Below are 23097 nucleotides of genomic sequence, written 5' to 3'. Positions count from 1 at the left end.
TCCCGGAGGGAGAGGGGACTAAAAGCGAAAGCAGATCTACTTCACGCCACCGATCAAGCCCCCTCTCCCTCTGGGAGAGGGCTGGGGTGAGGGCCGCGGCCACCCTCAATCCACCAACGTACACGCCATCACAACAGCATCCTCACGCCCACCCACCGCCGGATAATAGTCACGACGACGGCCAATTTCATTGAAACCATAACGCTCATACAACTTGAACGCGGCGGTGTTGCTGTCACGCAGTTCAAGGAAGCACTCACGGGCATTGTTTTCATAAGCAATCGACATCAAGTGCTCAAGCAACTTCAGCCCCAAGCCACGGCCCTGGCTTTCCGGCTTGACCGTAATGTTTAACAAGTGCGCCTCATCCAGGATGATTTGCACCACCCCATGACCCACTTGCTGTTCACCCTCGAACATCAACCAGATCTGATACTTGCCCAGGCCGTCGAGAAAAATCCCGCGCGTCCACGGATGACTGAAAGCCGCGTATTCAATTTTCAACACGGCATCGAGATCCGCTTCTGTCATCGGACGAAAAGTTACAGCATCACTCATTGCTTGGTTTCCAGCGCGCCATCAGCCGGCGCATGGCTTGCCACACATCGGCTTTGCGGTGTGGCTCCTCCATTAACAATTCCAGACCCGGCAGCGCCCATGCGCAGCCCAGCCCTTCGATTTCAAGCTCGCGATTGAAGGCTTCGGCATTGGCTTGGCCAGCAAAGCGCACGGTGGGCAAGCCGATCAACCAGACGCAAGCGCACTCAGCCTCTTCGAGACGCGCCATTAAAAAGCCCTGCACAAACTCCCGTGCCGCATCCGGCCCTTGATCAACATTGCCACGACGCAGCAATGGCCAGCGTATCGGCTCGCCAATGATCTGCGGATTGTCGGGTAAACCCGCCGCGCGCAGCATGTCTTTCAATAACAGATAGGCCGGGTCGCGGCTCTGGAAAGCGCCGCCTGTGGGTAACTCAACCAGCACCAGACAGCGCCCTGCACGCAGCAGCTGCAAGGCAAAACGTGGCGGTGGCACGTGCACCACTTTGGCCACAGCAGGCGCCGACTCACCCTCGACCACAAGCTTGCTCGCAGTTCGCGGCGTCACCGAAGGCCGTGGCACTTCGATTTTAGGGCGTTCGGCCGGCTTCGGCGCAATCACCGGCCGCGGCGCAGGGGCTGCGATCTGTGGGGCGGCAGGCGGTTCAGGGAGCACCAGCAGTTCAGGCCGCGACGGCGCAGCGAACGGCAATTCAGTGCGCGGTAACCAACTGACCACTTGCATGGCGGTCAAGTAAGCGCGGCGGCGGGACTCGTTCAACAAGGGTCGGCCATCTGTGGATAACTAAAGAGCCGCGATTCTACCGCCCTTCTGCCCTTCTCGCCCGCAGTTGATGGCCAAACGGTTAATTGACTGCCCACGCCTCTGATCGCCAAGGGATGACTCAACCTTGCGTTGCAGTACAATCGCTGCCTTTCATTGCCAATCGACCGGCCTTCCCATGATCGAACCCAAGCGCGTTTTACGTGCCCTCGCCGAACACTGGGCCCTTCTTGAGCCTTTGTGCGAACACTTCGACCAAGGCACGCTGAGCCTCAGCGAGCTGCGCCTGCAACTGGCAGCGCATCAGGTGGACAGCACACCGCAAGACATCACCAGCGTGCTCGACAGCTGGATCCGCCTGGACATTCTGGTGCCGGTCGCGAAAAGCCCGAACCGCTTCGAGCTGAATGCGCAAATTCATGACTTTCTGGCCTACCTGCGCCGCGAACATCGCCTTGGCCTGTGCCTTGAGATTGAAGCCTACCTGCGCCATCTGGAGCGTCTGGCCGGTTATATCCAGGACGCGTTCGATATCCGCGACGGCAACGATTTAGCACGCCAACTGCGGTTGCTCGATATGCGCGTGCGCGATGTCTTGAAGAAACTCGCGAACGATGAACAGGCGCTGGTGGCCGTGGCGGAACGGGCCAAGACCAGCGACCGGCAGATCCCTTTGCGCCAGCGCTATGCCGAAGTATTGGCCACGTGGGACGAATACGTCGAACCAATGATCCAGTTGGTCAACGCCGACGGCGCCTTCGAACAAGGCGTGCGCAAGGTCGAAAACGTGTTGTTGCGCATGCTCAGCGAGCAGCAACGTCTGGGTCATCTGGTGGACGACGACATGTTGCTGCGCACCCACGCACGCATCCTCGAAATGCAAACCAGCGCCCAATTGACCTTGCGCCATGCCCGAGAACTGCTGCTGCCGCTGCGCGAAGAAGCGCGCCGACACAACGCCGTCACTCGCGGCGCAGCACTGGCGCTGGCAGCCATCCGGCGTAAAGGGCTGGATGCCGTACCGCAAGCCGCCATGCCGATGTTCACCCGCCCGCAAAGCACCTTCTTGGGCAGCGCCAGCCAGGTCGAAGCCTATGTATACGCGCTGGCGCGTTTCGAGCCCAAACCAGCCCGCTTCCCCAAGGCCCACAAAACCCAGAAAGGCGAAGCTCCCAAGGCGCCGCGTACGGTCAAGGAAATGCTCGACCGTTGCAGCGATGCCCTGCCCATGCCGGATTTGATGAGCTGGTTGCTGACTCAAGAACCCGACGGCGACACCGACGAATTGCTCTATTGGTTCTCGCGCCTGTCGCGGGAAAAACGCTTCGTGCGCGAACGCCTTGAGCGCCGCGACTATCATACTCACGAACACCGGGTCAGCCTGCGCTCCTTCGCCCTGCTTTCACGCAACGAAGACGCGACCGAACCTACTGCGAGCCCTGTCCATGCATCTTGATCTGTCTGAACTGTCCCAACTGGCGCCGATTTTTCGTGAGCTGTTCAAGGGTTATCACGTCAGCCGTCGCGACCCGGAGCTGTACGCACAACTGTCCAACTTTCAGGATCAATACCGCGCCTTGTTCAAGGCGCTGGGTTTTGAACTGGTGTGCGATACCCGCGGTTTCTATTACTTCGTCCCCGACACCGCCACCGCGCAGGTCAACAAGACCGCCCAGCGTCTGGCGCTGTTTACCTTCATCATCGTCGAGCATCTGGCCGATCAGGGCCGCGACCCGATTGCCGTGCTCGATGGCGGCAGCCTGGGCCGTGACGAGCTGCCTGCGCTGCTGGAAAAATACCGCGACCTGTTTGTGCAGGCTGAAGTCACCACTCAGGACGAGCTGGAGGAAAAAATCATGCGCCGCATGACTCAGCTCGGCTTCGCCAGCGAAGAAAACGGCATCTACCGCTTTCTGCCACCGATGCACCGTTTCCTCGATGTGTGCCTGTCGGTGCAGCAAGACCGTGATCTGGCCGCCAGCCTGCACAGCATTTTGCCGCTGCCGACGCCGGTACTGATCGACGATGACGCCGCAGATGAAGACGAAGAAGCCGCATTGGCCCGCGCCATAGCCGCCGAGCAAGAGGAGATGGACGCATGAGCCAGGAACGCTACGGTATTCGCCGCTTTGCCCTGTTGAACACCGCCGGTTACAGCCTGGGTTTATTCCCGCTGGAACACCCCTTATCGGTCTACGGTGCCAATAACCTCGGTAAATCGGCCTCGATCAACGCCTTGCAGTTCCCGATTCTGGCGCGCATGTCAGACATGAGCTTTGGCAAGTACACACTCGAACAATCGCGGCGCTTTTACTTCGCCTCCGACACCAGCTACATCCTCGTCGAAGTGTCCCTGCCCCACGGCCCGCATGTGATCGGCGTAGTCGGGCGTGGCCCCGGTGGCGGTTTTGGGCACCAGTTTTTCGCCTACGCGGGCAAACTCGATTTAGCCCATTACCAAAAAGATGACACCTGCCTGCGTCAGAAAGAGCTGTTCACCAACCTTGAGCGCAATGGCCTTAAAGCTTACGAGCTCAAACCCGATGAACTGCGGCGCTTGCTGGTGGGCGGGCACACCTCGATCCCGCTCGACCTGACCCTGATTCCACTGCGCTCCACCAGCGAACAAAGCTTGAAGACGTTCCGCGCGTTGTTTATCAACCTGCTGCACATGCGTGAAATCACCGCCGCCAAACTCAAGCAATTGTTCCTGGACGCGTTTGAACACAGCTTGCGCTCCGGCAGCGTGGACTACATCGCCGCGTGTGAAGAAGCTTTCCGCGATGTACGCCGCATGGAGCAAGACTACAACGCACTGGTGGGCGCCGGCCCCTTGGTTGAAGCCTTGGCCGCCGGTGTGCGCCAGCGTGATCTTTTACGCGGCAAGCTGCATCGTCTGTCACCGCTGCTGGATTCTTTGCTGGGCACTTGGCAGGACTACGCCGGTGCGCGCAAGGAAGAGCTGCTGATTCAATCCGAGCATTACCGCAACGAGCAGGACGCACTGCAAAACGATCAGCGCAGCAGCACTCAGGAATTGATGCGACTTGAGCGGGAAATCGCCGGGACTCAGCGTTGGCTGGGCGAACTCTCGGTGCTCAAGCACCGCTTCGCACTGGTGGACGATGTGAAAGTGCTGGAGCAGCAATTGCTGGCCGCCAAAGACGCCCACGATGAGCTGGCCGGTGCATTGGCGCAGTCTCGCCAGTTCAGCGCCGAAGACCTCGACGAACGGGTGCGCGATCTGGAAAAACGCTTGAAGTCAGTCAAGCAACAACTCGATCACGCCGACAACAACAGCTACGCCCGCCTGCGCGAAGAGTTTTCACAACAGGATGTCGAGCGCCTGATGCGCCTGTTCAACAGCGCCCTGTTCAGCTTGCCGTTGGGAGAGCACGGGATTGCCCTGGATGACAGTGACGCATGGGTCAAATCTCTGGAGTTGATCCTCGATGGTTTCAAGGGTGAGCGATTTGAAGCGCCGGGGTTGTCCATCGACCTCAGTCACATCGAACCGCCTGCCCTGCAAGCCTTGGCTGATCGCGCCGCGTTGCGCGAACAGAAAGAACGTCTGGACAAAGAACTCAAGCAACTGAAAACCCAGCAGGCGGTGACGTCGAATCGAGCGGCCAGCAAAAGCGAGGCCGAGTCGCTGTATCAACAGGTGCTCGACGCCCAAAAGGCGCTGGAAGACTTCCGCCGCAGTCAGACGTTGAGCGCTGAAGAAGGTGAAAAACTTGAGCAACTGGCTCAGGCCGAAGCCACGCAAGATGAATTGAAACGTTCCAGTGATGCCTTTACCGAGCGCGTTCAGCAATTGTCGGCCAAGTTGCAATTGGTCGGCCGCCAGATTGGCGATATGGAAGCCAAGCAACGCACGCTGGATGACAGCTTGCGCCGTCGCCAACTGCTGCCCGCCGATCTGCCGTTCGGTACGCCATTCATGGACCCGGTCGACGACTCCATGGACAACCTGCTGCCACTGCTCAATGACTATCAGGACAGTTGGCAGGGCTTGCTGCGCAGCGACGGTCAGATTGAAGCCTTGTATGCGCAAGTGCGCTTAAAGGGCGTGGCCAAGTTCGACAGCGAAGACGACATGGAGCGCCGTCTGCAACTGCTGATCAACGCTTATGCCCATCGCACCGAAGAAGCACTGACATTGGGCAAGGCCCGTCGCGCGGCGGTCACGGATATCGCCCGTACTCTGCGCAATATTCGCAGTGACTACGACAGCCTTGAGCACCAGTTGGCGTTGTTTAATCGCGAGATCAACAAGCGCCAAGTGTCCAACCTGCAAAGTTTCCGCATCGTACTGGCGCCAAACAAAGAGGCGCTCAAGCACATCGATCAAATTATCCACAGTGCTGGGCAGTACGAAGAAGGTGAAACGCTGTCGGTGTTCGACCTTAGCCAGAGCGCCGAGCAGGACAACAAGAACGAAGAAGCCAAAGAATATCTGGCGCGGCTGGTGGCGGCCAACCACAACCAGCTGGGCCTTAAGGACTTGTTCGAGCTGGCTTTTGAGATCACAAAGGTCAACGGCCAACCCGTGATCCATACCGATATCGATGGCGCAGCGTCCAACGGCACCACCATGACCATCAAGGCGCTGACCAACATGTATTTGTTGCTGCACTTGATGGATCGCGAACAGGCGGGCCGTATACGCTTACCGTACTACCTGGACGAAGCTGCCGACATTGACGAGAAAAACCAGACGGCCTTGCTGGAAACCAGTTTGCAGTTGGGCTTTGTGCCCATTCTGGCCAGCGTAAAGCCGCAGGTCTGCGCCCATGTCGCGATCGACTTGGAAGGCGGCAGCGGCCCCAACGGGATTTATATTGATGAAGACGACTGGAAGTACATCCGTCGTCATGATGAGGCGATTGCTTTAACCCCTGTTGCGCATGAGCAGCCCCAACTGGATCAAGCCTGATCAATTGGGGTCCTGAAAAAGCCGCGACTCATGATCGCGGCTTTTTCTTGCGCTAAACATCACAGACAACCTTCAACCCCGCAAGGGCTCGCTTTACTCCCCATCCACCTTGCTGCCTCAGGAAATTTTGATGGGAGCGTTCAAAAACTTTAAAAAAATCAGAAAATTCTTACGTCAAAGCGTCAAGTAACGCGGCATTCTTGCTACAGAGCAGGTGCTGAAATCCATTCATTTAAAGAGACAAGCTACCAACCCGTTCAACAGAGCGATAGAGCGGTATACCCCCCTGCCCCCATGACATCTGTATTACACAATAGAGCTAGTTTAATTACTTTAAAAAACCTCATCACTGGAAGGCCACGAAAAGGAAAAAGTTAAATTGTTGACTTATTGTAAAACAGAGCACTACATAGACACACAACCTGACTAAAGATGTAAGAAAACAACACTAAAACGCACTTATGGAAAAATTGCCTGCCTGCAAAACACACGTAAAACGCTGTAGGAATAATCATGAGAAAAGCCCTTATTGTTGACGACCATCCTTTTATTCGCAGGATCGTCAGAACGGTACTGGAACAGTCAAATTTCCAAGTTGCCGCTGAAACCGACAATGGCGCTACCGCACTGGATTTGGCGCGTTTCCACCTACCCCATTTGATAGTTTTGGATCTCTCCATGCCAAAACTGGACGGGCTAGAGGTACTCAAGCGGCTGCATATACTCGGATTGCCTATCAAAGTTTTGGTATTGACCTCCAAAGGTGCCCCCTACTTTGCAGACCGTTGTATCAGGGCTGGAGCCATTGGGTTTATTGAAAAGACTGAAGACGTTGACGCCTTGAGCAAAGCCATCAATCAGGTCATGAATGGCCAGACGTACTTGAGCAATGTCGATGCAAACCTGCCACCCCAAGAGTGCCAGAAGATGAATGATGTGGAGCTGCTTAAAACGCTGTCCGATCGCGAGTTACATACACTCCAGTATTTAGTGTCTGGCATGTCCAACAAACAAATATCCCAAATCATGTTATTAAGCGAAAAGACCGTCAGCACGTATAAAATTCGTGTCATGGCCAAGCTTAATATCAAGTCAGTGGTCTATTTGGCCGAGTTTGCCAAACGAAATAATTTAATCGCATGAGGCCGGTGTCACTGACGGTCGTGGTGACAACTTTATTGTTTTGCTCTGCGACGTGGGTGTCAGCGAAGCCGGTCAGCTTGAATTTACTGGGGCGCTCGCAAGCAGGTCTGTACACACTCATCCCTAGCGAAGACGAATCACGTTGGCTCAGAAACAAAGGCACTTTGGTGCTAGGAACATCGGCTCCGGACTACGCCCCCTTTGATATTTCTACGGGCAGCGATTACTACGAGGGCATCAGCGCGGACTATGCGGGTTTACTGAGTCAGTTACTGAAGATCGAAATCCATGTAAACCGTTACTCCACACGCCTCGAAGCAATTGAGGCCCTCAAAAAGGGCGAGATTGATATGCTCGCCACCTCCAATGCCTATGAACAAGAGGCGCCGCAATTAACGTTCAGTACCCGTTATGTGATTGATACCCCGCTGCTGGTGAGACGTATAGATAAACCCGATATCAGCGGCCCAGAGGGGGGGCGCCTGGCAATGTTGTATCACTACCAACCCGTCGACCGGGTAAAAAAAATCTATCCCAACGCGCAGTTACAGTTGTATGAATCGACATTGGGCGCGCTCAGCGCTGTGACATTTGGTCAGGCGGACGCTTACTTGGGGGATATGATCAGCACCCATAATCTGATCAATAAAAACTACCTCAACACCGTGTACTTCAAAGCTTTAGCAAACCTGGACGTTCAGGGTTTTCATTTTGCAATGCTCAAGAGCAATACTCCGTTATTGGGGTTGGTCAATTCGTCACTGGCTCTGATTCCAGAGAGTGAAGCCAATGCCATTCTCAGCCGCTGGGGTGTGAGCGGCATACCCGATACACACGTGCAAACGCTGGAATTTACTCAAGCAGAACAACGCTGGATTGAAAATAACCCCCGGTTGAAAGTCGCAGTGACCGATGACTTTCTGCCTTTTACTTTTTTCGATGAGCAAGGGACTTTCAATGGGTTAGCGGCAGACCTGCTTGAACGGATCAGTCTCAGTACAGGTTTGAAATTTGAAGTGATCAGCGTGCCCTCAGTGAGCGCTCTGGTGGCTTCAGTGACCGAAGGTAAAGCTGATTTGATGGCGGCTATAACACCCAGCAATCGCCGTCTGGATAATTTGCGCATCACCAAGCCCTACCTTTCCACGCCCTATGTACTGATTAATCGTAAGCAAAGGCATGTGGGAGCCACACTTGAGCAACTCAAGGGCAAGCGTGTAGCCGTGATTCCTGATGGCAGCATGGCAACCTTTCTGGCAGAGCATCATCCCGAGGTGAAATTTGTATACGCTCAAAACGCTGCGCAAATGCTCGACCTGCTGGCCCACGGAAAAGTCGAAGCGGCCATAACTCCCCTGATTAGTGCGCGTTATCTCATTAAACAAAAATATGCGAGCCAATTAAAAATCAGCAGCACCGTGGGCAAAACACCTGCCCAATTCTCCTTGGCTGTGGATAAAAACCAGCACGACTTGTACTCCATTCTAAGCAAGTCACTGGCACGCATCTCCCCTGAAGAAATGGACTCGATCACCCATCGTTGGCGCAGTGCTTTGGTACTCGATAATTTCGCCTCGAAAACCCATTACGCCTCGATCTTAAAGATTACCGCGACGGCCGCCGGCGTCATTTTGATCGCCATTGTGTGGATTGTGTATCTGCGCCGGCTTATTCACACCCGAAGCCGGGCAGAGCGCGCGCTCAACGACCAACTGGCCTTTATGCGAACACTGATTGATGGCACCCCACACCCTATTTATGTGCGTGATAAAGACGGGCGCCTGCTTATTTGCAATGAGGGGTATTTGCATACCATGGGTTTACGCCATGAAGAGTTGATCGGCAGGACATTACTTGAGCTGCCCTTCAATCCCGGCCAACAGCATGTGGAGTTTCACGCCGATTATCAGAACGTGATGAAAGAGGGTAAGCCCTTGATGCGTGACCAGATACTCAAGTTAAAGGACGGAGCGCAACTGACCATCTACCACTGGGTACTGCCCTACCACGCCAGTGATGACAAGGTAGTCGGCATTATTGGCGGCTGGATTGATATCAGCGAGCGCCAGCAATTGGTGGTGCAACTTCAGGATGCAAAGGAACAAGCCGATCAGGCCAATCGGGCAAAAAGCGATTTTTTGACCACGATGAGCCATGAAATCCGTACGCCTATGAACGCGGTTATCGGGATGCTGGAGCTGGCAATGAAAAAGGCAGAGCATGGAGTCGCCGACAGCGAGTCGATCGGCGTTGCCTCTCAGGCTGCTCATGGCCTGCTTGAACTGATAGGCGACATTCTGGATGTTGCTCAGATTGAGTCAGGGAATATGTCACTGAATCAGCAGCGCACTCATTTAATGACGCTGGTGCAATCCACTGCCCGGGTATTCGAAGCGATGGCCCAGCAAAAAGGGTTGCTCATGAGCTTTGATCTGGACCCTAAAATAAATACAGATGTGCTGATTGACCCTTTGCGCTTCAGGCAAATCCTGTCCAATTTACTGAGTAACGCCGTCAAGTTTACTGATCGTGGGCAAGTACGCTTAAGTGTTCGAGCGAATCAGGGTGATGATCAAGAGCGACTTAAGGTTAGCGTACTGGTTGAGGACTCTGGCGTGGGGATTGGCGCGGATGACCAGCTAAGACTGTTCCGCCCTTTCGCCCAGGTCAACAATCGCCAGCAACCCCCCGGAGGTTCTGGACTGGGGTTGATGATTTCTCGCCAGCTGTGCGAAATGATGGGAGGCGAACTGACGCTGACGAGCACCTTGGGCAAAGGCACGCAGATAAAGCTCAGCCTGGAAATTGTGACCGTACTTTCACAAAAACCGGACGTTGCGACCAGTGAAGAACCTGTTCGCCAGCTGCGCCCCTTGAAGATACTCGTTGTCGACGATTACCCGCCCAACCGCAGATTGTTAGCACAACAGCTCCACTACTTGGGACACTACGCCGTCGAAGCAAAGGAAGGGGCCCAAGGCTTCAAAGCTTGGAGAACGCAGCCCTTTGATCTGATCATGACCGACTGCGCAATGCCCGTCATGGATGGCTACGAATTGACGCAAAGCATTCGTGCAGAAGAGGCAGCCCACAACTTGCCCCCCATCTTGATCGTCGGCTTTACGGCCAACGCCCAAATCGGTGAAACCGAGCGATGTCTGGCCGCCGGGATGAACGATTGCCTGTTCAAACCCATCAGCCTGCATAACCTGGAAGCCCGATTGGCCTGCGCTGACCTCATTCCCATTGATGTCAGTGACGATAAACCCGCCTGCACGACCCATAAGTTGATCGACCTCGAACCGCTTGAGCGCCTTGCCAATGGTGATGCACATACGCTAAAGCACTTGCTCGAACCCTTGATCAGCAGCCTGGAGGAGGATATGTCGGCTCTGCTTAAAGCGTTCACCAAACATGATTTACCGGGTATGAGTGATGTCGCCCATAAGGTTAAAAGTGGTGCCCGGATGGTCAAGGCCCAGCAATTGGTCATGTGCTGCGAGCAACTTGAGCAAGCGTGTCTGGCGCCAGAGTGGAGCCAGCTTGCGCAACGCGTAGATGAACAATACGAAGCGATGGCGCAGGTGCTAGAGCTGATAGAAGTCTATCGCGTATGAATGGCGTGTTTAGGGCTTGTAGTCGCTGACGAGGAACGAGGGCTGCGATCGGCTCGTTCTACTCGTCAACTACTGCCAACATTCACCTTCTTATGGCACACCCATAACCAGTGTGGCACTGCCTGAGAAAGCACCAGTGGCGGGTGTACTACCGGGCTTGCGAATCAGTGCAAACGTCACCGTATCACTGCCAGAACTGTTGTAAATATTGGTTTGAAATGATCTACCCGGTGCTACCTGCGTACCCGCTCGCAATAAACCCGCACCCAAATTTGGATTGCTCATTCCCAAGACCCCTGTGTTGAATGAAGCAGGCAGTCCTTTGAATGTAATAGTAATGGGCAAAGTGATACCGGCGTCAGGACAGCGATAATCAAGTCGTTTGTCCACACGTATGGGAGTACTGCTCACACTTTCTCCGATTTGGGTGCGATCAACATTATTAAAATTAACTTCAATAGGCTGATTGTTATTAATGGTACAGGTTGAGGGTTCAATAATTAGGCTATTGGCCGCAGTGAGATGAATATAGATATTTCGTTCATTACCATAGTTACTGGATTGTAACACGGTGATAGTAGCAAACTCATCTCCAGCACGTATATTGATAGGGCTGCCTGGCACACCTTGAGTGAGGATATATAGGTAAGTTCCCAAATCGACGCCGATTCCATTATTGGGCATCGTTGCTATATGAATTCCGCCCGGCACTGGACTCAAGTAATCCCTATTATGAATACGCAGTCCCATTTTGTACCTGCCAAGTTCAGGAGCGTATACGCCACCGGCCGTTGTGTGCCAAAAATCTTTTCTGGAAGACGGCCCGCCATCAGGTGTGTATCGACACTCTAAACGAAATCCGTCCAGATCGATTCGACCCGTACTCGGGTTAGCTATTACCGGGACGGTGACGGGCACCCAGGTTCCGCTTACCCAAGGCCCACCATTTACCCTGCATTCAGATGCAGTGACGCCTTGCATTAACAACAGCAGCACTATGCCAGTCAGGTATTTCATGTTGATCTCTACAGTGAAAAAGCTATTTAGGCTAACGCTAGGAATCTGCAGTCGCAGATATCATTACGGGTAATTCAACGTGAAGGTTGAAGTCGCCGTAAACATACCCGCTACAATTAACCGATCCGTAAGGGCTCTCGGTTCTCCTTTTATATAAGCCTTGAGCGCAATACTATTCGGACCGTCATTTAAGGTTTGCTTGTCGCTGGTGACATTCAAAGGCAGCGGTGTGTTGTCGGGCGTCTCAAGCCCTATCGCGACACCCGAAGCGGCGCTACCGCCATCCAGTCTTAAAAATCCCGGTAGCTCTGTACTTTCTACGCCACTAAACGTGGTAGTGACCGAGTCAGCGATGCTGGTATCGCAGCCCTCAAGATGAATTTCAAAAGATCGGCCTGTTGTACGATTGTTGAGATAAAGCTCTTGGGCAGAAGCCTCCTTCAAATCAAGCTCAAGCGCCTCATCGCCAGGGCGAATCGTGCAGGGTTCTGCCACCAGCCGACCTTTGAAACTCAAATTGTCTGCTGCGTAGACGCCGTCAGTCATTAGCCAAAAGCTAACTGAAAAAAGTACCCTCGAGACGATTGCCCTGCCCTTGCTGTTCATCAGTGTGTTCATGAACGTAACTCCTTACTGGTATTGAGCCAGTAACGTCGCGGTGGCGGTAAATCCGCCAGGATCAAGCGACACGCCGGGCCGCTTGACCGGCACGGCTTCCAAAGTCGGTGGCGTTGTCGGGTTAATTACCAGCACCGTATTCAGGCTGAAGGGCTGACCATCTTGCAAAAGCCTGACGCCCAGATCGACAACACTCGATTGCACAGCCGCTGGGTCAAATGCCGTGGCTACTGCGTTTACACTCAGCACCATTTCCCAAGGCAATGTGCTCGCAGAACACGTAATGGAGTAACTCACGCGCTCTTTATAATTCAGGCCATCAATTCTATTAACGCCGACATCCCTGAAATCTATTTCGACAGTGTTGCCACTGTTAATGGTGCACGGCGGGGGTTCGATCAGCGTGCCGTTGAATGCCATATTAGCCAGTGCTGCGTTGGCAATGCCCGCCGAGCACACAGCAAAAACAACCGGCTGTTGCCACAATTTCATCTGTCTTTCCTTCTCATTGCTGCGCCACCACCAACGTGGCCGACGCTGAAAATGCCCCGGCTGTCAGGCTCGAGCCAGGATTTTTGACGGGGACGGCTTGCATCGTTGGCAAGGTCGGGAAGGTGAAATTTTTCAGGGTATTGAGAGGCCAGACGCTATCGTTGATGAAAAGCCGAATGCCAAGATCAGGGTTATTGGTACTCAGGGAAGTACTATCAAAAGAAGCCCCGGTGCCTTGCAGCTTCAAGGTCATGTCATCGGATGAATGACCGGTACACGTCACGGTGTAGGGCACGCCGCGCTTGTAGTTCACACCATCGATGCGGGTGGTCATGAGGTCATGGCCAAAAGGTACGTTGAGCGTGCTCCCCCCATTGATGACACACGAAGGAGGCGCAACAATGACGCCCCGGATCGTCAAGCCGACTTCTGCCTGAACGACTTGGCCGAGACTCATTAACACGCAACCACAAATGAGGACGGCACCGAAATGTGCAAACCTGGCCATTATTTTTTCCTCACTCATAGTTCAACCTGAAATCCACGACCGCCCGAAAAGCACCATTGGTCAAGTTCGCCGATGTCCGTGTGGGCTGTACGTGCCAGGTCAACGTGTCGCTGCCATGAGCCACAAACAAGGGTGCCCCCCGCGAGCCTAGTCGCACGTCGCGCCCCAGCGAATCAGTCAAACGCAAGCCCATCCCGCTAACGCCCTGCACTTTCACCAGGCGCGGATCATCTGCATCGGCTACCGCGACAAAAGACACGCTGACTACGGGTTGATACGCACTCCAGACCAGCGTGCCTTTACGGTCATTGAGAAGGCTGCCGGAAGCACGCCGGCAATCCAGAAAACGTAACTGAAACGCCTGCGGCGTGGCGCCGTCTCCCGGACGCATCAACATACTGCGCGGCACACTTTTGAGGTCGACGGTCTGATAGGCCGAGGTCATTTCAAGGACACAGGGCGCATGGTTCACCGAGCCAAAAATATCCAGTAGACCCTCGCTATCAGCCAGCGCCGGCAGATTCCAAAGCGCCAGTAACAGCCCGGTCAAACGTGACACAGAGTCAGATTTCATACATCACTCCTGCGCGTGCGTTACTCATCACCTGGCGATGCATCCACGTCTACTTTGCAGGTATTCCCCGTACAGCTGAAAGCCAGTACAGGGCGCCCACCGTAATCGTTTACGTATGTCAAATAAGGTGTCGATCCCAGCGCAGAAGCTCTCGGCCCGAGCGTCAATGAGCCTTTTGGCGGCACCATGAGGGGCTCAAATTGCTCGGCAGTTTTGGCCGTTTTACCGCTGCGCGCATCGACCAGAGTGACGTAGTAAGGCGTGGGATTATTCACTTGGTAGCGATCCCCCTCGCGGGTCAGCGTCAGTTTTTGCTGCCAGGGACTCGACAGTTCCTGCTGACTTGGAATGATAGGGCCCGGTCGATAGAACAGCTTGATGCGTGTTTGCAGCGCTATCTGCAAGGTATTCGCTTTATCACTGCGCGGCGGAATTTCACGCAAATTGAAGTAGTAAACCGTCTCTCGGTCTTGCGCGAGCAGTTTGGCAGCGGGTAATCCCTGTACCTTGACCTGACTCTTTTTACCCGGTTCCAGTCGCTGTACCGGTGGCAAAACCGTCAGCGGCGAGGTGATTTTGTTGCCCTGCTCATCTTCGATCCAGCCTTGAGCGAGATAAGGCAATTGAGTGTTGTTGTTGGTGATATTCATGCTGACAGCGTCTTTGCTGCCGTCAAAAATCACCCGCGTACGATCCAGCCCAATCGCGGCTTTGGCGTTATTGAACAGACTGAACATTAACAATCCAAGCAAAAAGGGGGCAAAGTGGTGGGGGGTCATCATGAGGTTTTTTTCTCCGTATCAATTCGCTTGTCGGTCAGCGGTGTTGGCGCAGACAAGCTTTTTTCAGACGCCGGCAAATGGCATGTCTGGCTCAAGGTCGTAACCAGCCCATCCTCGGGCAGGGTTTCAGGCATGACGAGGGTGCAACGTTCACGCCCCCCCCAGCTGACCGTCATGGTTTCGCCACGCCGAATGCCGCTCAGGTAAACACTGCCACCGTCATTGACGATGCCTGTGTTCTGTTGTTTTTCATTCTTGACCGTGGCCCCAAAGGGCGGAGCGCTGCCATCTGGCAGGCGTAGCTCGATCATCGCTTTTTCACCAGAGATCACTTCTAACGTGCGGTACCCGATAGCCCCCTCCGTCAACGTCAGCTGGGTGACTGACTGGGTGGCTTCGACATTGGCAGGCAGGTTTTCAAGGTCAACGCTGGCAGCCGTGCGGTTAAAGCTGTTGACGTCCGCAATCACGGCTTTACCGAATGTGTTGCTGCGTGTCGGGTTGCCATAACCACGTACCGGCACATCGGGAACCCCGGTGGTATCAACCATCAAACGAGTACCGCCCGTGCTGCTGCTGCGATGCAATGCCCCACCTTGAGCTGTCACTGTACCGCCGCCTCGAGCAGACACACTAAGACTGGTGTGACCTTTCTCTTGCGCGCTGGCACTCCAGTCCACATCGGCCAGGTCGCCGGTATGATTCAGGTAGCCACTGACCGAGTTATCACTCGCCGACAATTGATAGCTGTTGCGTTCGTTAATGCGATCGCTGAAACGGGTTGAGTAACTATATTTATCAAGCGCACGGTTGACACTGGAACTGAGCGTGCCGCTTTTGCCCAACGGAAAACTGACAGACAGGTACATGCCGGTACTGCTTTCCTGACCACTGCGCAGATCTCGTTGCTGGTTACGGAACAGATTCAGGGAGAGGCTCATGTTCTTCACAGAGCCCAGATTAAAATAACGGGCCAGCGAGAAAGACCAACGCTCATTGTCAGGACGGTCCCACCAGGATTGGTTGGTGTAATTGAGATAGGCCGTCACACCTGCATCACGGAACTGCTTGTTAAACGTTGCGGTATACAACGCTTTACTGCCTCCAACCGGATCGCCGTATTGATTGGCGTCCAGGTACTCACTCATGCTCATGTAGTTTTTTTCGGAAAATCGATAGCCTGCGAAAGTGACCTGGCTGTCGTACTCTTCAAATCGTTTGGAATAACTCAAACGGTAGGAAGCACCGGACAGAGTGTCATGATCTAAAACCGCTCTGGCTCGTGTGACATCCAATGACACGGCCCCAAAACCCAACAGGTCTCGACCTGCACCTAACGTCAGTGCTTTGTAGTTGTTGTCCGTGATGGCGCCGCCATACAGCGACCAGCCATTACTGATGCCCCACGAAAACTCACCGGTAGCAAACGTGCTGCCATGCCCGCCATCGTGCATGTCAGACGGACGCCCGCTCGCTATCTTGTAGCGCACCGTTCCGGGTCGCGTCAGGAAAGGAATACTCGCCGATTCAACTTTAAAAGTACTGACGCTGCCGTCCTGTTCCTCGACGCGAACATCCAGCGTGCCGCTCACTGCATCGTTGAGGTCCTGAATCCGAAAAGGCCCTGCTGCAACCAGCGTTTCATAGATCACCCGGCCTTGTTGGCTAATGATGACTTTGGCATTGGTATTGGCCACGCCGACAACCTCGGGGGCATAACCGCGTAAATTGGGCGGCAACTGGTTGTCATCAGAATTAAGCGAAACACCCGTGTAGCGGAAACTGTCGAACAGATCCGAATACAGGTAGTTTTCGCCCACCATGAGACGCGCCTGAAGTGAGGGCACTGCGCGGTAAGCATAAAAGCGGCTCCACTCAAGCTTTTGTGCACTGCTGGTATCGTCATTTTCGATCCGGCCTTGCCAATCAGCGCGAAAACGCCATGCCCCGGCATTGGCGCCCACGGTGCCATTACCCGTTAACGTATTGCGAATAGAGTCGTGCCGCTGATGAATGCTTTGCCCGGTGAGGTTGTAGTCGAGCAGTAGCCCTGACACCCCTTCATCCCACCGGGAGGGTGGATCCCAGTTAGGTGCGCTGTATTCCAGGTATGCCTGAGGCAATGAGATACGCAGGGCGGCACTGCTTAAATCACCCGTCACTTCCATGCCGGGTAAGCTACCCGTCGCAAGACACTCGCCTTCTTTCCACCAAACGAGCTGGTTGACGAACTCTTTCTTCAAACCCAGTTGTTCTACCAATTGAGGACTCAAGCACGCCTGACTGCCCTTGGGATCATCTTCTGGTGGATAAAAAGCCACCATTTGTTCTGAAAAAGTTTCAGTGTTTACCTGGATAGCCATCGGGTATGCGCCTGGCAAGATAAAGCCACTGCGCGAGAATTGGGACAAATCGAAATTACTGCGGTCATTGAGGTCGAGAATGTCGGTGTTGAACTGAACATCCTCTGCAGCCTTTACCCCATCACACATCGATATAAGGCCACCCAACAAACCGGGGCACAGAATCGATTTGAATGCTGAACGGGTAAATAACGTAGACAACCCATACATTCAGAAATACTCCAACCTGAAACGCACTGCAGCGCGGTGTGCACCTACAGCCATGGGACGGTCATTACCAACCAGTTGAATGACGTAGTGAAGTGTTTGATCCAGCCCGGTCAGTGGCGTGAGATCCATAGGCACGCCCGGTGTGCTTTCTCGCCCATTCACGTCAGTAATGTGCAATGCCACACCTTGCGATGAACCCAAGGCGGCAAACGAGCGACCTTCACGATCAGTCAGCCCCTCGAAGGTCACACGCACATGTTCCCAATCTGGCAAATAACTACCTGGACGTTCCGGGTCGGGACGTGTCAGTGAACAACTAACCAGTCGCAGCGAAAATGGATGAGGCTCACTCTCCCCTTCGCGAACAAGTCGTCCGACGGGAACAGGATCCATTTCAATCACTTGATAAGCACTATTAGCATCTAACGCACAGGCGGAATCAATAATTTGTCCCCCCAGCGTCACTCGCCCCTTATCCTGAGTTTCTTGAACAGCAAGCACTGTATTAAATAGAGAGCAACTCAATACAAGCGAGCAACTAACTACCCACACCGATGACACGTTCACATTGATCTCCCACTTAAGTTTTGCCCTGCCACGGAACTTACCGTGGCAGGGCAAAGCCTTATTGATAGGCCAGCGAGAAATTAGTGACGGCGGTGAATTCACCCGGCGTAATATCGCCAGTGGCTTGTCCTTTCAAGTAGGCGCCAAACGCAAGCGTGTTATTACCATCAGCCAAGAGTTGAGGCGTGGTTGGCGTTCCCAGTACAACGGCTCGACCACTGCCATCGACCATCATGATGCCGGCGCCCTGAGCAGTGCCCACGATGCCCAGCGCTCCAGGTACGGCTGCCGACTCTGCACCGGTGAAGGTAGTCGTGACCGTTTTATCGGTCAGGCTGGACACATCGCAGCCAGCTAATTTGATATAGAAATCCTCTGGACTGGCAACACCCCCGTCCGTCAACTGCGACTTCGCTACCTGACCCAGACCAACAGCTTGATCCACGCTATCAGGCTCAATAGAACACGCGGCTTCGATAATGGCGCCTTTAAAAGTAACAGTCCCTTCGCCTGCACCTGCAGCATGTACGACAGACGCTGAACCCGCCAACAAGACCATGGATGCCAATGCTGTTTTTATTGCAACTTTCATACAATTATCCCTACGCTTGATTAATTAAAAAACAGGTTGCTAGAACACGTGCCCATGGGTGAAACCAAAAAGTTTAATGGCATGCATAATTGCGCACCGGAAAAACCTGCAGACGTCCTTATCCACCCTTGCGCTGAAGACGCAATAACCGTCCTTAATTAATAGGCCGAGAAAAAGCACACTTAACAATTATTGCTAAGTTACGTACCGTCACACCGACATATAAACCCTCATTGAAGTGCATATGCACCTTGATTGTTTCTATGACGCTTGCGATGGAACTGTGAAGAATCTAACTGGTATTTGCGCAAATCCTTGTAGGAATTTCCTGAAGTTTCAAAAAAAGTTCCAACTCCAAGTGCCAAGTAGGGGTTACGAAATAGCTTAAAAATTGAGCAAAAAAAAACCGCGATCAGTGATCGCGGTTTTTCTGTCTGGCAGGGTGTTATTTGGCGAGAGGGATTTTGGGGGCCCATTGAAGCCATTCATCTTCGGACTTGTCGAACAAGGGGAACGTCTGCTCAGGGCGCGCCTGATTTCCCATCTTGTCTGTGTCCGGAGTAGCGAAAGCTATCCCACCCTGAACCAGAGTTTCCAGGGACTCAGTCCGTATAGTCGCGCCCTTGAACAAACCGAAGTCCACACCAAAGCCGCTGCTATTCCAAAACCGGCTACCGCTACGCACCAATGGCGCGTAACGCGGTTCAATCAGGATATGCACCAACACACGATCTGCGGTGTTACCCAACTCATACCCTGTCACCTTGCCCACCGTGACTTCTCGATAAGTCACGGGTACCCCTTCTTTAAGCGAACCACGTCGTGGCGCACTCAGTACCAGGCTGAGGCCAGCTTGCGAGATCGCGGCTTCAGGGGCCTGATCGAGAGCGACAAAATTGGTCTGTGGGCCCGATTGCTTCGCAGCGGGTTGAACTTCAAGGTATTGACCGGTAACGAGGGTTTCAAGGTTGGCGGTTTTCATCAGCCCAAGTTCAGGTTTAACAACCCAGAACTGGCTTCCCACGCGAGCAATGCGCCCAGGAACCTCAGTAATGCGGGCTTGCAGCATCACTGACTGTAAATCGTCGCTCAAATCAACGCTTTCGATCTTGCCAACCTCCAGACCTTTGAAGCGAATCGGCGTACCACTGCGCAGTCCGTCGGCGCGGGCTACTTTTATGCTGATGGCCACGCCTTGCTGCATTGCCGCATCCCGATCCGTGAACAAGCGGAAACGTGGAATACGCTTTTGCAGAGGTGCCTTGGCTTCGGGTGTTTCAAAGGCAATCCCACCTGCCATGAGGCTTTGCAGAGACTCGCTTTTGACTTGGATACCCCCCGTCAACCCACCTGTAAGGGTTATGCCGCTGGCATTCCAGAAGCGCGTTGAAGCATTGACCAGATTCTCGTATTCCTTTTCGATGTGAACACCAATGACCAACTGCTTTTTAGTGCGCGAAAACTGGTAACTCTGAACCGAACCGACTTTGACCTGTTTGTAGAGTATCGGGCTACCCACTTCCAGCGAACCCAGGTTGTCGGTGAAGAGCACCATATGCAGACCGGGTGATCGCAGGTCGAGGGGCGGAGCTTTGGGGCGGGCAACAAACTCACGCTCGGGAGTATTGCCTTTGTCACCAGGACGGATAGCAATGTAATTACCTTTGACCAAGGCCTCAAGCCCTGTGATGCCGGCTAGAGAGATGGAAGGTTTGACCACCCAAAATTCAGTGCCTTGCACCAGATAATCTTCAGCCAAAGGGTCCAGGGCCAATTCAGCGCTGGCGCTGGTCAGATCAGGATCGACCTTCAAGGTCTTGAGGCTACCGACCTGAATGCCTTTATACATAACGGGCGTACGACCGGCCTGAAGTCCTTCAAAATCACTGAGCTTAACTTTGACCTTGATGCCCGCTTGAGCGGCGTCAAAATCCTCATACAAACGGAAAGGTAAATTCGGATCTGTTGGCGGGCTGTCTTGACGATTCTCCGGGGTGGCAAAAGCAATACCGCCCGCTACGATGCTGGCCAGTGATTCGCTACGCAGTTTTAATCCCGAGAGATTCGCGTCGATGCTAATGCCGCTGGCATTCCAGAAGCGCGTGTGTTTGCGCACAAGGTTGGCGTAAGTCGGTTCGATAAAGACTTTAATCTCAACAGTGCTTTGATCTTCTGAAAGCACATAGCTTTTAACCTGACCGACCTGAATTTGCTTGTAGAACACCGGACTGCCGCGATTGAGCGAACCCAGACGTTCAGCCTTAAGGCTTAAATGCAGGCCGGGCTTTGCATCAGACAGGGGAGGCTCTTGTGACAATGCCTTGAATTTACGTGTGGGTTCACCATCGGCTGGACTTACTGCGATGTAATTGCCCGATACCAGTGTCTCAAGCCCCGTGATACCCGCTAACGAGACGCTAGGCTTGACCAGCCAGAAGCGAGTATTGGTTTTGAGGTACTGCTCAACGTCCTTGTCCATTTCGACGGTGGCAATCACGCCCTTGTTAGGGCCGTCCTCATCCAGAGCAAGGGTTTTGACCTTCCCCACAGGCATGCCTTTATAGACAACCTCGGTCTTGTTGGCGACGATGCCTTCGCCACTCTCAAAACGCACCTGAATGTCGATTCCCGTTTGGGTATAGGCACGCCATCCCAGCCAGCCACCGATGATCAGGGCAATAAGGGGAAGAATCCAGATAGCAGACCAATTGGAAGCCGGTCGGGTTTTTGCGGTAGGTAAATCACTCATGGTCGTCGTCCGACTCCGTATTATCCCAAATCAGTCGGGGATCAAAAGTTACAGCTGCAAGCATCGTTAATACCACTACGCTAGCGAAGGCAACGGCGCCGAGATTAGCCTCGACGCTGGCTATTCGCCCGAAGTTCACCACCGCCACGAGAATGGCGATGACAAAAATGTCGAGCATTGACCAGCGTCCAATGAACTCGATGAATCGGTACATGATGATGCGCTGGCGAGCCGACAAGGGCTGGTGGCGCTGTACCGAGTATAAGAGTAAGGCAATACCAACCAGCTTAAAGGTCGGCACCAGAATGCTCGCAATGAACACGACGGCCGCAATCGGAATCATGCCGTGCTGCATTAACTCGATAACGCCGGCCATAATCGTGCTGGGTGAACCTTGACCCAGTGAGTTGATGGTCATGATCGGCAAAAGATTGGCCGGAATGTAGAGAATGGCCGAAGTCAGCAGCAGCGCCCAGGTTCGCATCAGACTGTCAGGCCGCCGTGCGTGCACTAGCGCACCACACCGGGTACAGGTTTGCTCATCTGTTTCGGGGTCTTGTCTGTTGAGTTCGTGACACTCGGTGCAGGTCAAGATACCTGCATCAATCGCCCGCATGGGTATCCTCTCCTGATAATGCCTGCCAGATCTGGTGCGGTGACATCACCACTTCGAGCCAGACTTGAACCAGTAACAAGCTGACAAAACAGATTAAGCCCAGGCCAAAACTCAGCTCTGCCAAATCGGCCAGCTTCACGATAGCGACCAGCACACCCATCAGATACACCTCCAGCATGCCCCAATCGCGCAAATGGTGATAAATGCGGTAAATCAGCAAACCATAGCTACGGCCGATGTTCCAACGGATGCTGAGCAATACCGCCAGTTGGCACAATAACTTCAGTAAAGGGATGGCCATGCTGCACAGGAACACCACAACAGCGATTCCTGGCATCCCGGTATTAAACAATCCGAGCACACCGCTCCAGACAGTATCTTGCGAGGACTGCCCCAAAAGATTGAGTTGCATGATGGGTAGAAAATTCGCAGGCACGTAAAGCAGCAGAGCGGCTATCACCAGTGCGAGGCTGCGTTCGACGACGTTGTGCCGGTGCGCGTAGAGCTCATAGCCGCAAAGCGGGCATTGAGCTTTCTCACCGAGGGCGAGCTGTGGTTTGCGCATCAGCAAATCACACTCATGGCAGGCCACTAACTCGTCCAGCGGTAAATCTGACACCCTGCGGGTGTCAACCGAATCTGGCATATGTGAAGTCTCGGGCTCAAAAATGACTGCGCCTATTCTAGTGCGCAGGCTGCAAAATAACTGCGCCTATTTGTAGGACTTAAGCTGCAAGCTGCAAGCTGCAAGCTGCAAGCTGCAAGCTGCAAGCTGCAAGCTGCAAGCTGCAAGCTGCAAGCTGCAAGCTGCAAGCTGCAAGCTGCAAGCTGCAAGCTGCAAGCTGCAAGCTGCAAGCTGCAAGCTGCAAGCTGCAAGCTGCAAGCTGCAAGCTGCAAGCTGCAAGCTGCAAGCTGCAAGCTGCAAGCTGCAAGCTGCAAGCTGCAAGCTGCAAGCTGCAAGCTGCAAGCTGCAAGCTGCAAGCTGC

At 53.8% G+C, this 23097-nt stretch carries 19 protein-coding genes; 5 read left to right on the top strand and 14 right to left on the bottom strand.

Annotation, left to right across the window (positions count from 1 at the left end; all coding sequences use genetic code 11):
• Positions 1–105 precede the first annotated feature (105 nt).
• Both rimI and GHN86_RS21905 read right to left on the bottom strand, forming a co-directional pair.
• The gene (gene rimI, locus GHN86_RS21910) at positions 106–558 is read right to left on the bottom strand and encodes a ribosomal protein S18-alanine N-acetyltransferase (RefSeq protein ID WP_153382637.1); all 453 of its coding nucleotides are present in this window, start codon (positions 556–558) and stop codon (positions 106–108) included.
• Entirely contained in the window at positions 551–1324 is a 774-nt protein-coding gene (locus tag GHN86_RS21905) for an energy transducer TonB (RefSeq protein ID WP_153382635.1), read from the bottom strand. Before GHN86_RS21905 ends, rimI begins: the two co-directional genes overlap by 8 nt.
• 178 nt (positions 1325–1502) lie before the next feature.
• On the opposite strand from GHN86_RS21905, the gene mksB reads away from it, so the two are divergent.
• The 5 genes from mksB (at position 1503) to GHN86_RS21880 (ending at position 11023) form a co-directional block, all read left to right on the top strand.
• Positions 1503–2780 (top strand): Mks condensin complex protein MksB, encoded by a 1278-nt coding sequence (gene mksB / locus GHN86_RS21900; RefSeq protein WP_153382633.1) that lies wholly within the window; start codon positions 1503–1505, stop codon positions 2778–2780.
• Complete coding sequence (mksE, locus tag GHN86_RS21895) at positions 2770–3426, top strand: Mks condensin complex protein MksE (RefSeq protein WP_153382631.1); 657 nt, start codon at positions 2770–2772, stop codon at positions 3424–3426. The genes mksB and mksE overlap by 11 nt, the downstream gene beginning before the upstream one ends.
• The gene (gene mksF / locus GHN86_RS21890; protein WP_153387292.1) at positions 3423–6263 is read left to right on the top strand and encodes an Mks condensin complex protein MksF; all 2841 of its coding nucleotides are present in this window, start codon (positions 3423–3425) and stop codon (positions 6261–6263) included. The genes mksE and mksF overlap by 4 nt, the downstream gene beginning before the upstream one ends.
• A 513-nt stretch (positions 6264–6776) precedes the next feature.
• Positions 6777–7406, top strand: a complete 630-nt coding sequence (locus GHN86_RS21885; protein WP_153382627.1) for a response regulator transcription factor — start codon at positions 6777–6779, stop codon at positions 7404–7406.
• Between the two features lie 167 nt (positions 7407–7573).
• On the top strand, positions 7574–11023 hold the full coding sequence (locus tag GHN86_RS21880; RefSeq protein WP_323370004.1) for a transporter substrate-binding domain-containing protein: 3450 nt from the start codon (positions 7574–7576) through the stop codon (positions 11021–11023).
• A gap of 90 nt (positions 11024–11113) precedes the next feature.
• Here GHN86_RS21880 and GHN86_RS21875 read toward each other — a convergent pair whose 3' ends face one another.
• The 12 genes from GHN86_RS21875 to GHN86_RS21820 all read right to left on the bottom strand — a co-directional run bounded on the left by GHN86_RS21875 (position 11114) and on the right by GHN86_RS21820 (position 22757).
• Entirely contained in the window at positions 11114–12040 is a 927-nt protein-coding gene (locus GHN86_RS21875; RefSeq protein ID WP_153387288.1) for a fimbrial protein, read from the bottom strand.
• Positions 12041–12103: 63 nt separating this feature from the next.
• Entirely contained in the window at positions 12104–12658 is a 555-nt protein-coding gene (locus GHN86_RS21870) for a fimbrial protein (RefSeq protein ID WP_228389634.1), read from the bottom strand.
• A gap of 12 nt (positions 12659–12670) precedes the next feature.
• The gene (locus tag GHN86_RS21865) at positions 12671–13150 is read right to left on the bottom strand and encodes a fimbrial protein (protein ID WP_153387286.1); all 480 of its coding nucleotides are present in this window, start codon (positions 13148–13150) and stop codon (positions 12671–12673) included.
• Positions 13151–13163: 13 nt separating this feature from the next.
• Complete coding sequence (locus tag GHN86_RS21860) at positions 13164–13676, bottom strand: fimbrial protein (protein ID WP_228385457.1); 513 nt, start codon at positions 13674–13676, stop codon at positions 13164–13166.
• Entirely contained in the window at positions 13669–14232 is a 564-nt protein-coding gene (locus GHN86_RS21855) for a fimbrial protein (protein ID WP_153382619.1), read from the bottom strand. The genes GHN86_RS21860 and GHN86_RS21855 overlap by 8 nt, the downstream gene beginning before the upstream one ends.
• Before the next feature lie 20 nt (positions 14233–14252).
• Positions 14253–15011 carry a fimbria/pilus periplasmic chaperone gene (locus tag GHN86_RS21850; protein ID WP_228389635.1) on the bottom strand — a complete coding sequence of 253 codons (759 nt, stop codon included), beginning with the start codon at positions 15009–15011 and terminating at the stop codon, positions 14253–14255.
• Positions 15011–17587, bottom strand: a complete 2577-nt coding sequence (locus GHN86_RS21845; RefSeq protein WP_153387282.1) for an outer membrane usher protein — start codon at positions 17585–17587, stop codon at positions 15011–15013. The genes GHN86_RS21850 and GHN86_RS21845 overlap by 1 nt, the downstream gene beginning before the upstream one ends.
• Positions 17588–17980: a type 1 fimbrial protein gene (locus tag GHN86_RS21840; protein WP_323369568.1), complete on the bottom strand. Its 393-nt coding sequence runs from the start codon at positions 17978–17980 to the stop codon at positions 17588–17590.
• Positions 17981–18212: 232 nt separating this feature from the next.
• The gene (locus tag GHN86_RS21835; RefSeq protein WP_153382615.1) at positions 18213–18746 is read right to left on the bottom strand and encodes a fimbrial protein; all 534 of its coding nucleotides are present in this window, start codon (positions 18744–18746) and stop codon (positions 18213–18215) included.
• Positions 18747–19191: 445 nt separating this feature from the next.
• Positions 19192–21495, bottom strand: coding sequence for a PqiB family protein (locus tag GHN86_RS21830; RefSeq protein ID WP_153382613.1), 2304 nt, complete (start codon positions 21493–21495; stop codon positions 19192–19194).
• On the bottom strand, positions 21488–22111 hold the full coding sequence (locus GHN86_RS21825; protein WP_153382611.1) for a paraquat-inducible protein A: 624 nt from the start codon (positions 22109–22111) through the stop codon (positions 21488–21490). Before GHN86_RS21825 ends, GHN86_RS21830 begins: the two co-directional genes overlap by 8 nt.
• Positions 22098–22757 (bottom strand): paraquat-inducible protein A, encoded by a 660-nt coding sequence (locus tag GHN86_RS21820; protein WP_153387280.1) that lies wholly within the window; start codon positions 22755–22757, stop codon positions 22098–22100. Before GHN86_RS21820 ends, GHN86_RS21825 begins: the two co-directional genes overlap by 14 nt.
• Between the last annotated feature and the right edge of the window lie 340 nt (positions 22758–23097).

The sequence above is a fragment of the Pseudomonas helleri genome (genome assembly GCF_009600315.1).
In the GTDB taxonomy this organism is placed as follows: domain Bacteria; phylum Pseudomonadota; class Gammaproteobacteria; order Pseudomonadales; family Pseudomonadaceae; genus Aquipseudomonas; species Aquipseudomonas helleri_A.
Note: the sequence above shows the minus strand (reverse complement) of the source record. Positions and strands in the feature narration are given on the sequence as shown.

Excerpts from the sequence above, each read along its gene's own strand:
- rimI (WP_153382637.1), bottom strand. The coding sequence starts at position 558 with ATGAGTGATGCTGTAACTTTTCGTCCGATGACAGAAGCGGATCTCGAT.
- mksB (WP_153382633.1), top strand. The coding sequence starts at position 1,503 with ATGATCGAACCCAAGCGCGTTTTACGTGCCCTCGCCGAACACTGGGCC.
- mksE (WP_153382631.1), top strand. The coding sequence starts at position 2,770 with ATGCATCTTGATCTGTCTGAACTGTCCCAACTGGCGCCGATTTTTCGT.
- mksF (WP_153387292.1), top strand. The coding sequence starts at position 3,423 with ATGAGCCAGGAACGCTACGGTATTCGCCGCTTTGCCCTGTTGAACACC.
- GHN86_RS21885 (WP_153382627.1), top strand. The coding sequence starts at position 6,777 with ATGAGAAAAGCCCTTATTGTTGACGACCATCCTTTTATTCGCAGGATC.
- GHN86_RS21875 (WP_153387288.1), bottom strand. The coding sequence starts at position 12,040 with ATGAAATACCTGACTGGCATAGTGCTGCTGTTGTTAATGCAAGGCGTC.
- GHN86_RS21870 (WP_228389634.1), bottom strand. The coding sequence starts at position 12,658 with ATGAACACACTGATGAACAGCAAGGGCAGGGCAATCGTCTCGAGGGTA.
- GHN86_RS21865 (WP_153387286.1), bottom strand. The coding sequence starts at position 13,150 with ATGAAATTGTGGCAACAGCCGGTTGTTTTTGCTGTGTGCTCGGCGGGC.
- GHN86_RS21860 (WP_228385457.1), bottom strand. The coding sequence starts at position 13,676 with ATGAGTGAGGAAAAAATAATGGCCAGGTTTGCACATTTCGGTGCCGTC.
- GHN86_RS21855 (WP_153382619.1), bottom strand. The coding sequence starts at position 14,232 with ATGAAATCTGACTCTGTGTCACGTTTGACCGGGCTGTTACTGGCGCTT.
- GHN86_RS21850 (WP_228389635.1), bottom strand. The coding sequence starts at position 15,011 with ATGACCCCCCACCACTTTGCCCCCTTTTTGCTTGGATTGTTAATGTTC.
- GHN86_RS21845 (WP_153387282.1), bottom strand. The coding sequence starts at position 17,587 with ATGTATGGGTTGTCTACGTTATTTACCCGTTCAGCATTCAAATCGATT.
- GHN86_RS21840 (WP_323369568.1), bottom strand. The coding sequence starts at position 17,980 with ATGGATCCTGTTCCCGTCGGACGACTTGTTCGCGAAGGGGAGAGTGAG.
- GHN86_RS21835 (WP_153382615.1), bottom strand. The coding sequence starts at position 18,746 with ATGAAAGTTGCAATAAAAACAGCATTGGCATCCATGGTCTTGTTGGCG.
- GHN86_RS21830 (WP_153382613.1), bottom strand. The coding sequence starts at position 21,495 with ATGAGTGATTTACCTACCGCAAAAACCCGACCGGCTTCCAATTGGTCT.
- GHN86_RS21825 (WP_153382611.1), bottom strand. The coding sequence starts at position 22,111 with ATGCGGGCGATTGATGCAGGTATCTTGACCTGCACCGAGTGTCACGAA.
- GHN86_RS21820 (WP_153387280.1), bottom strand. The coding sequence starts at position 22,757 with ATGCCAGATTCGGTTGACACCCGCAGGGTGTCAGATTTACCGCTGGAC.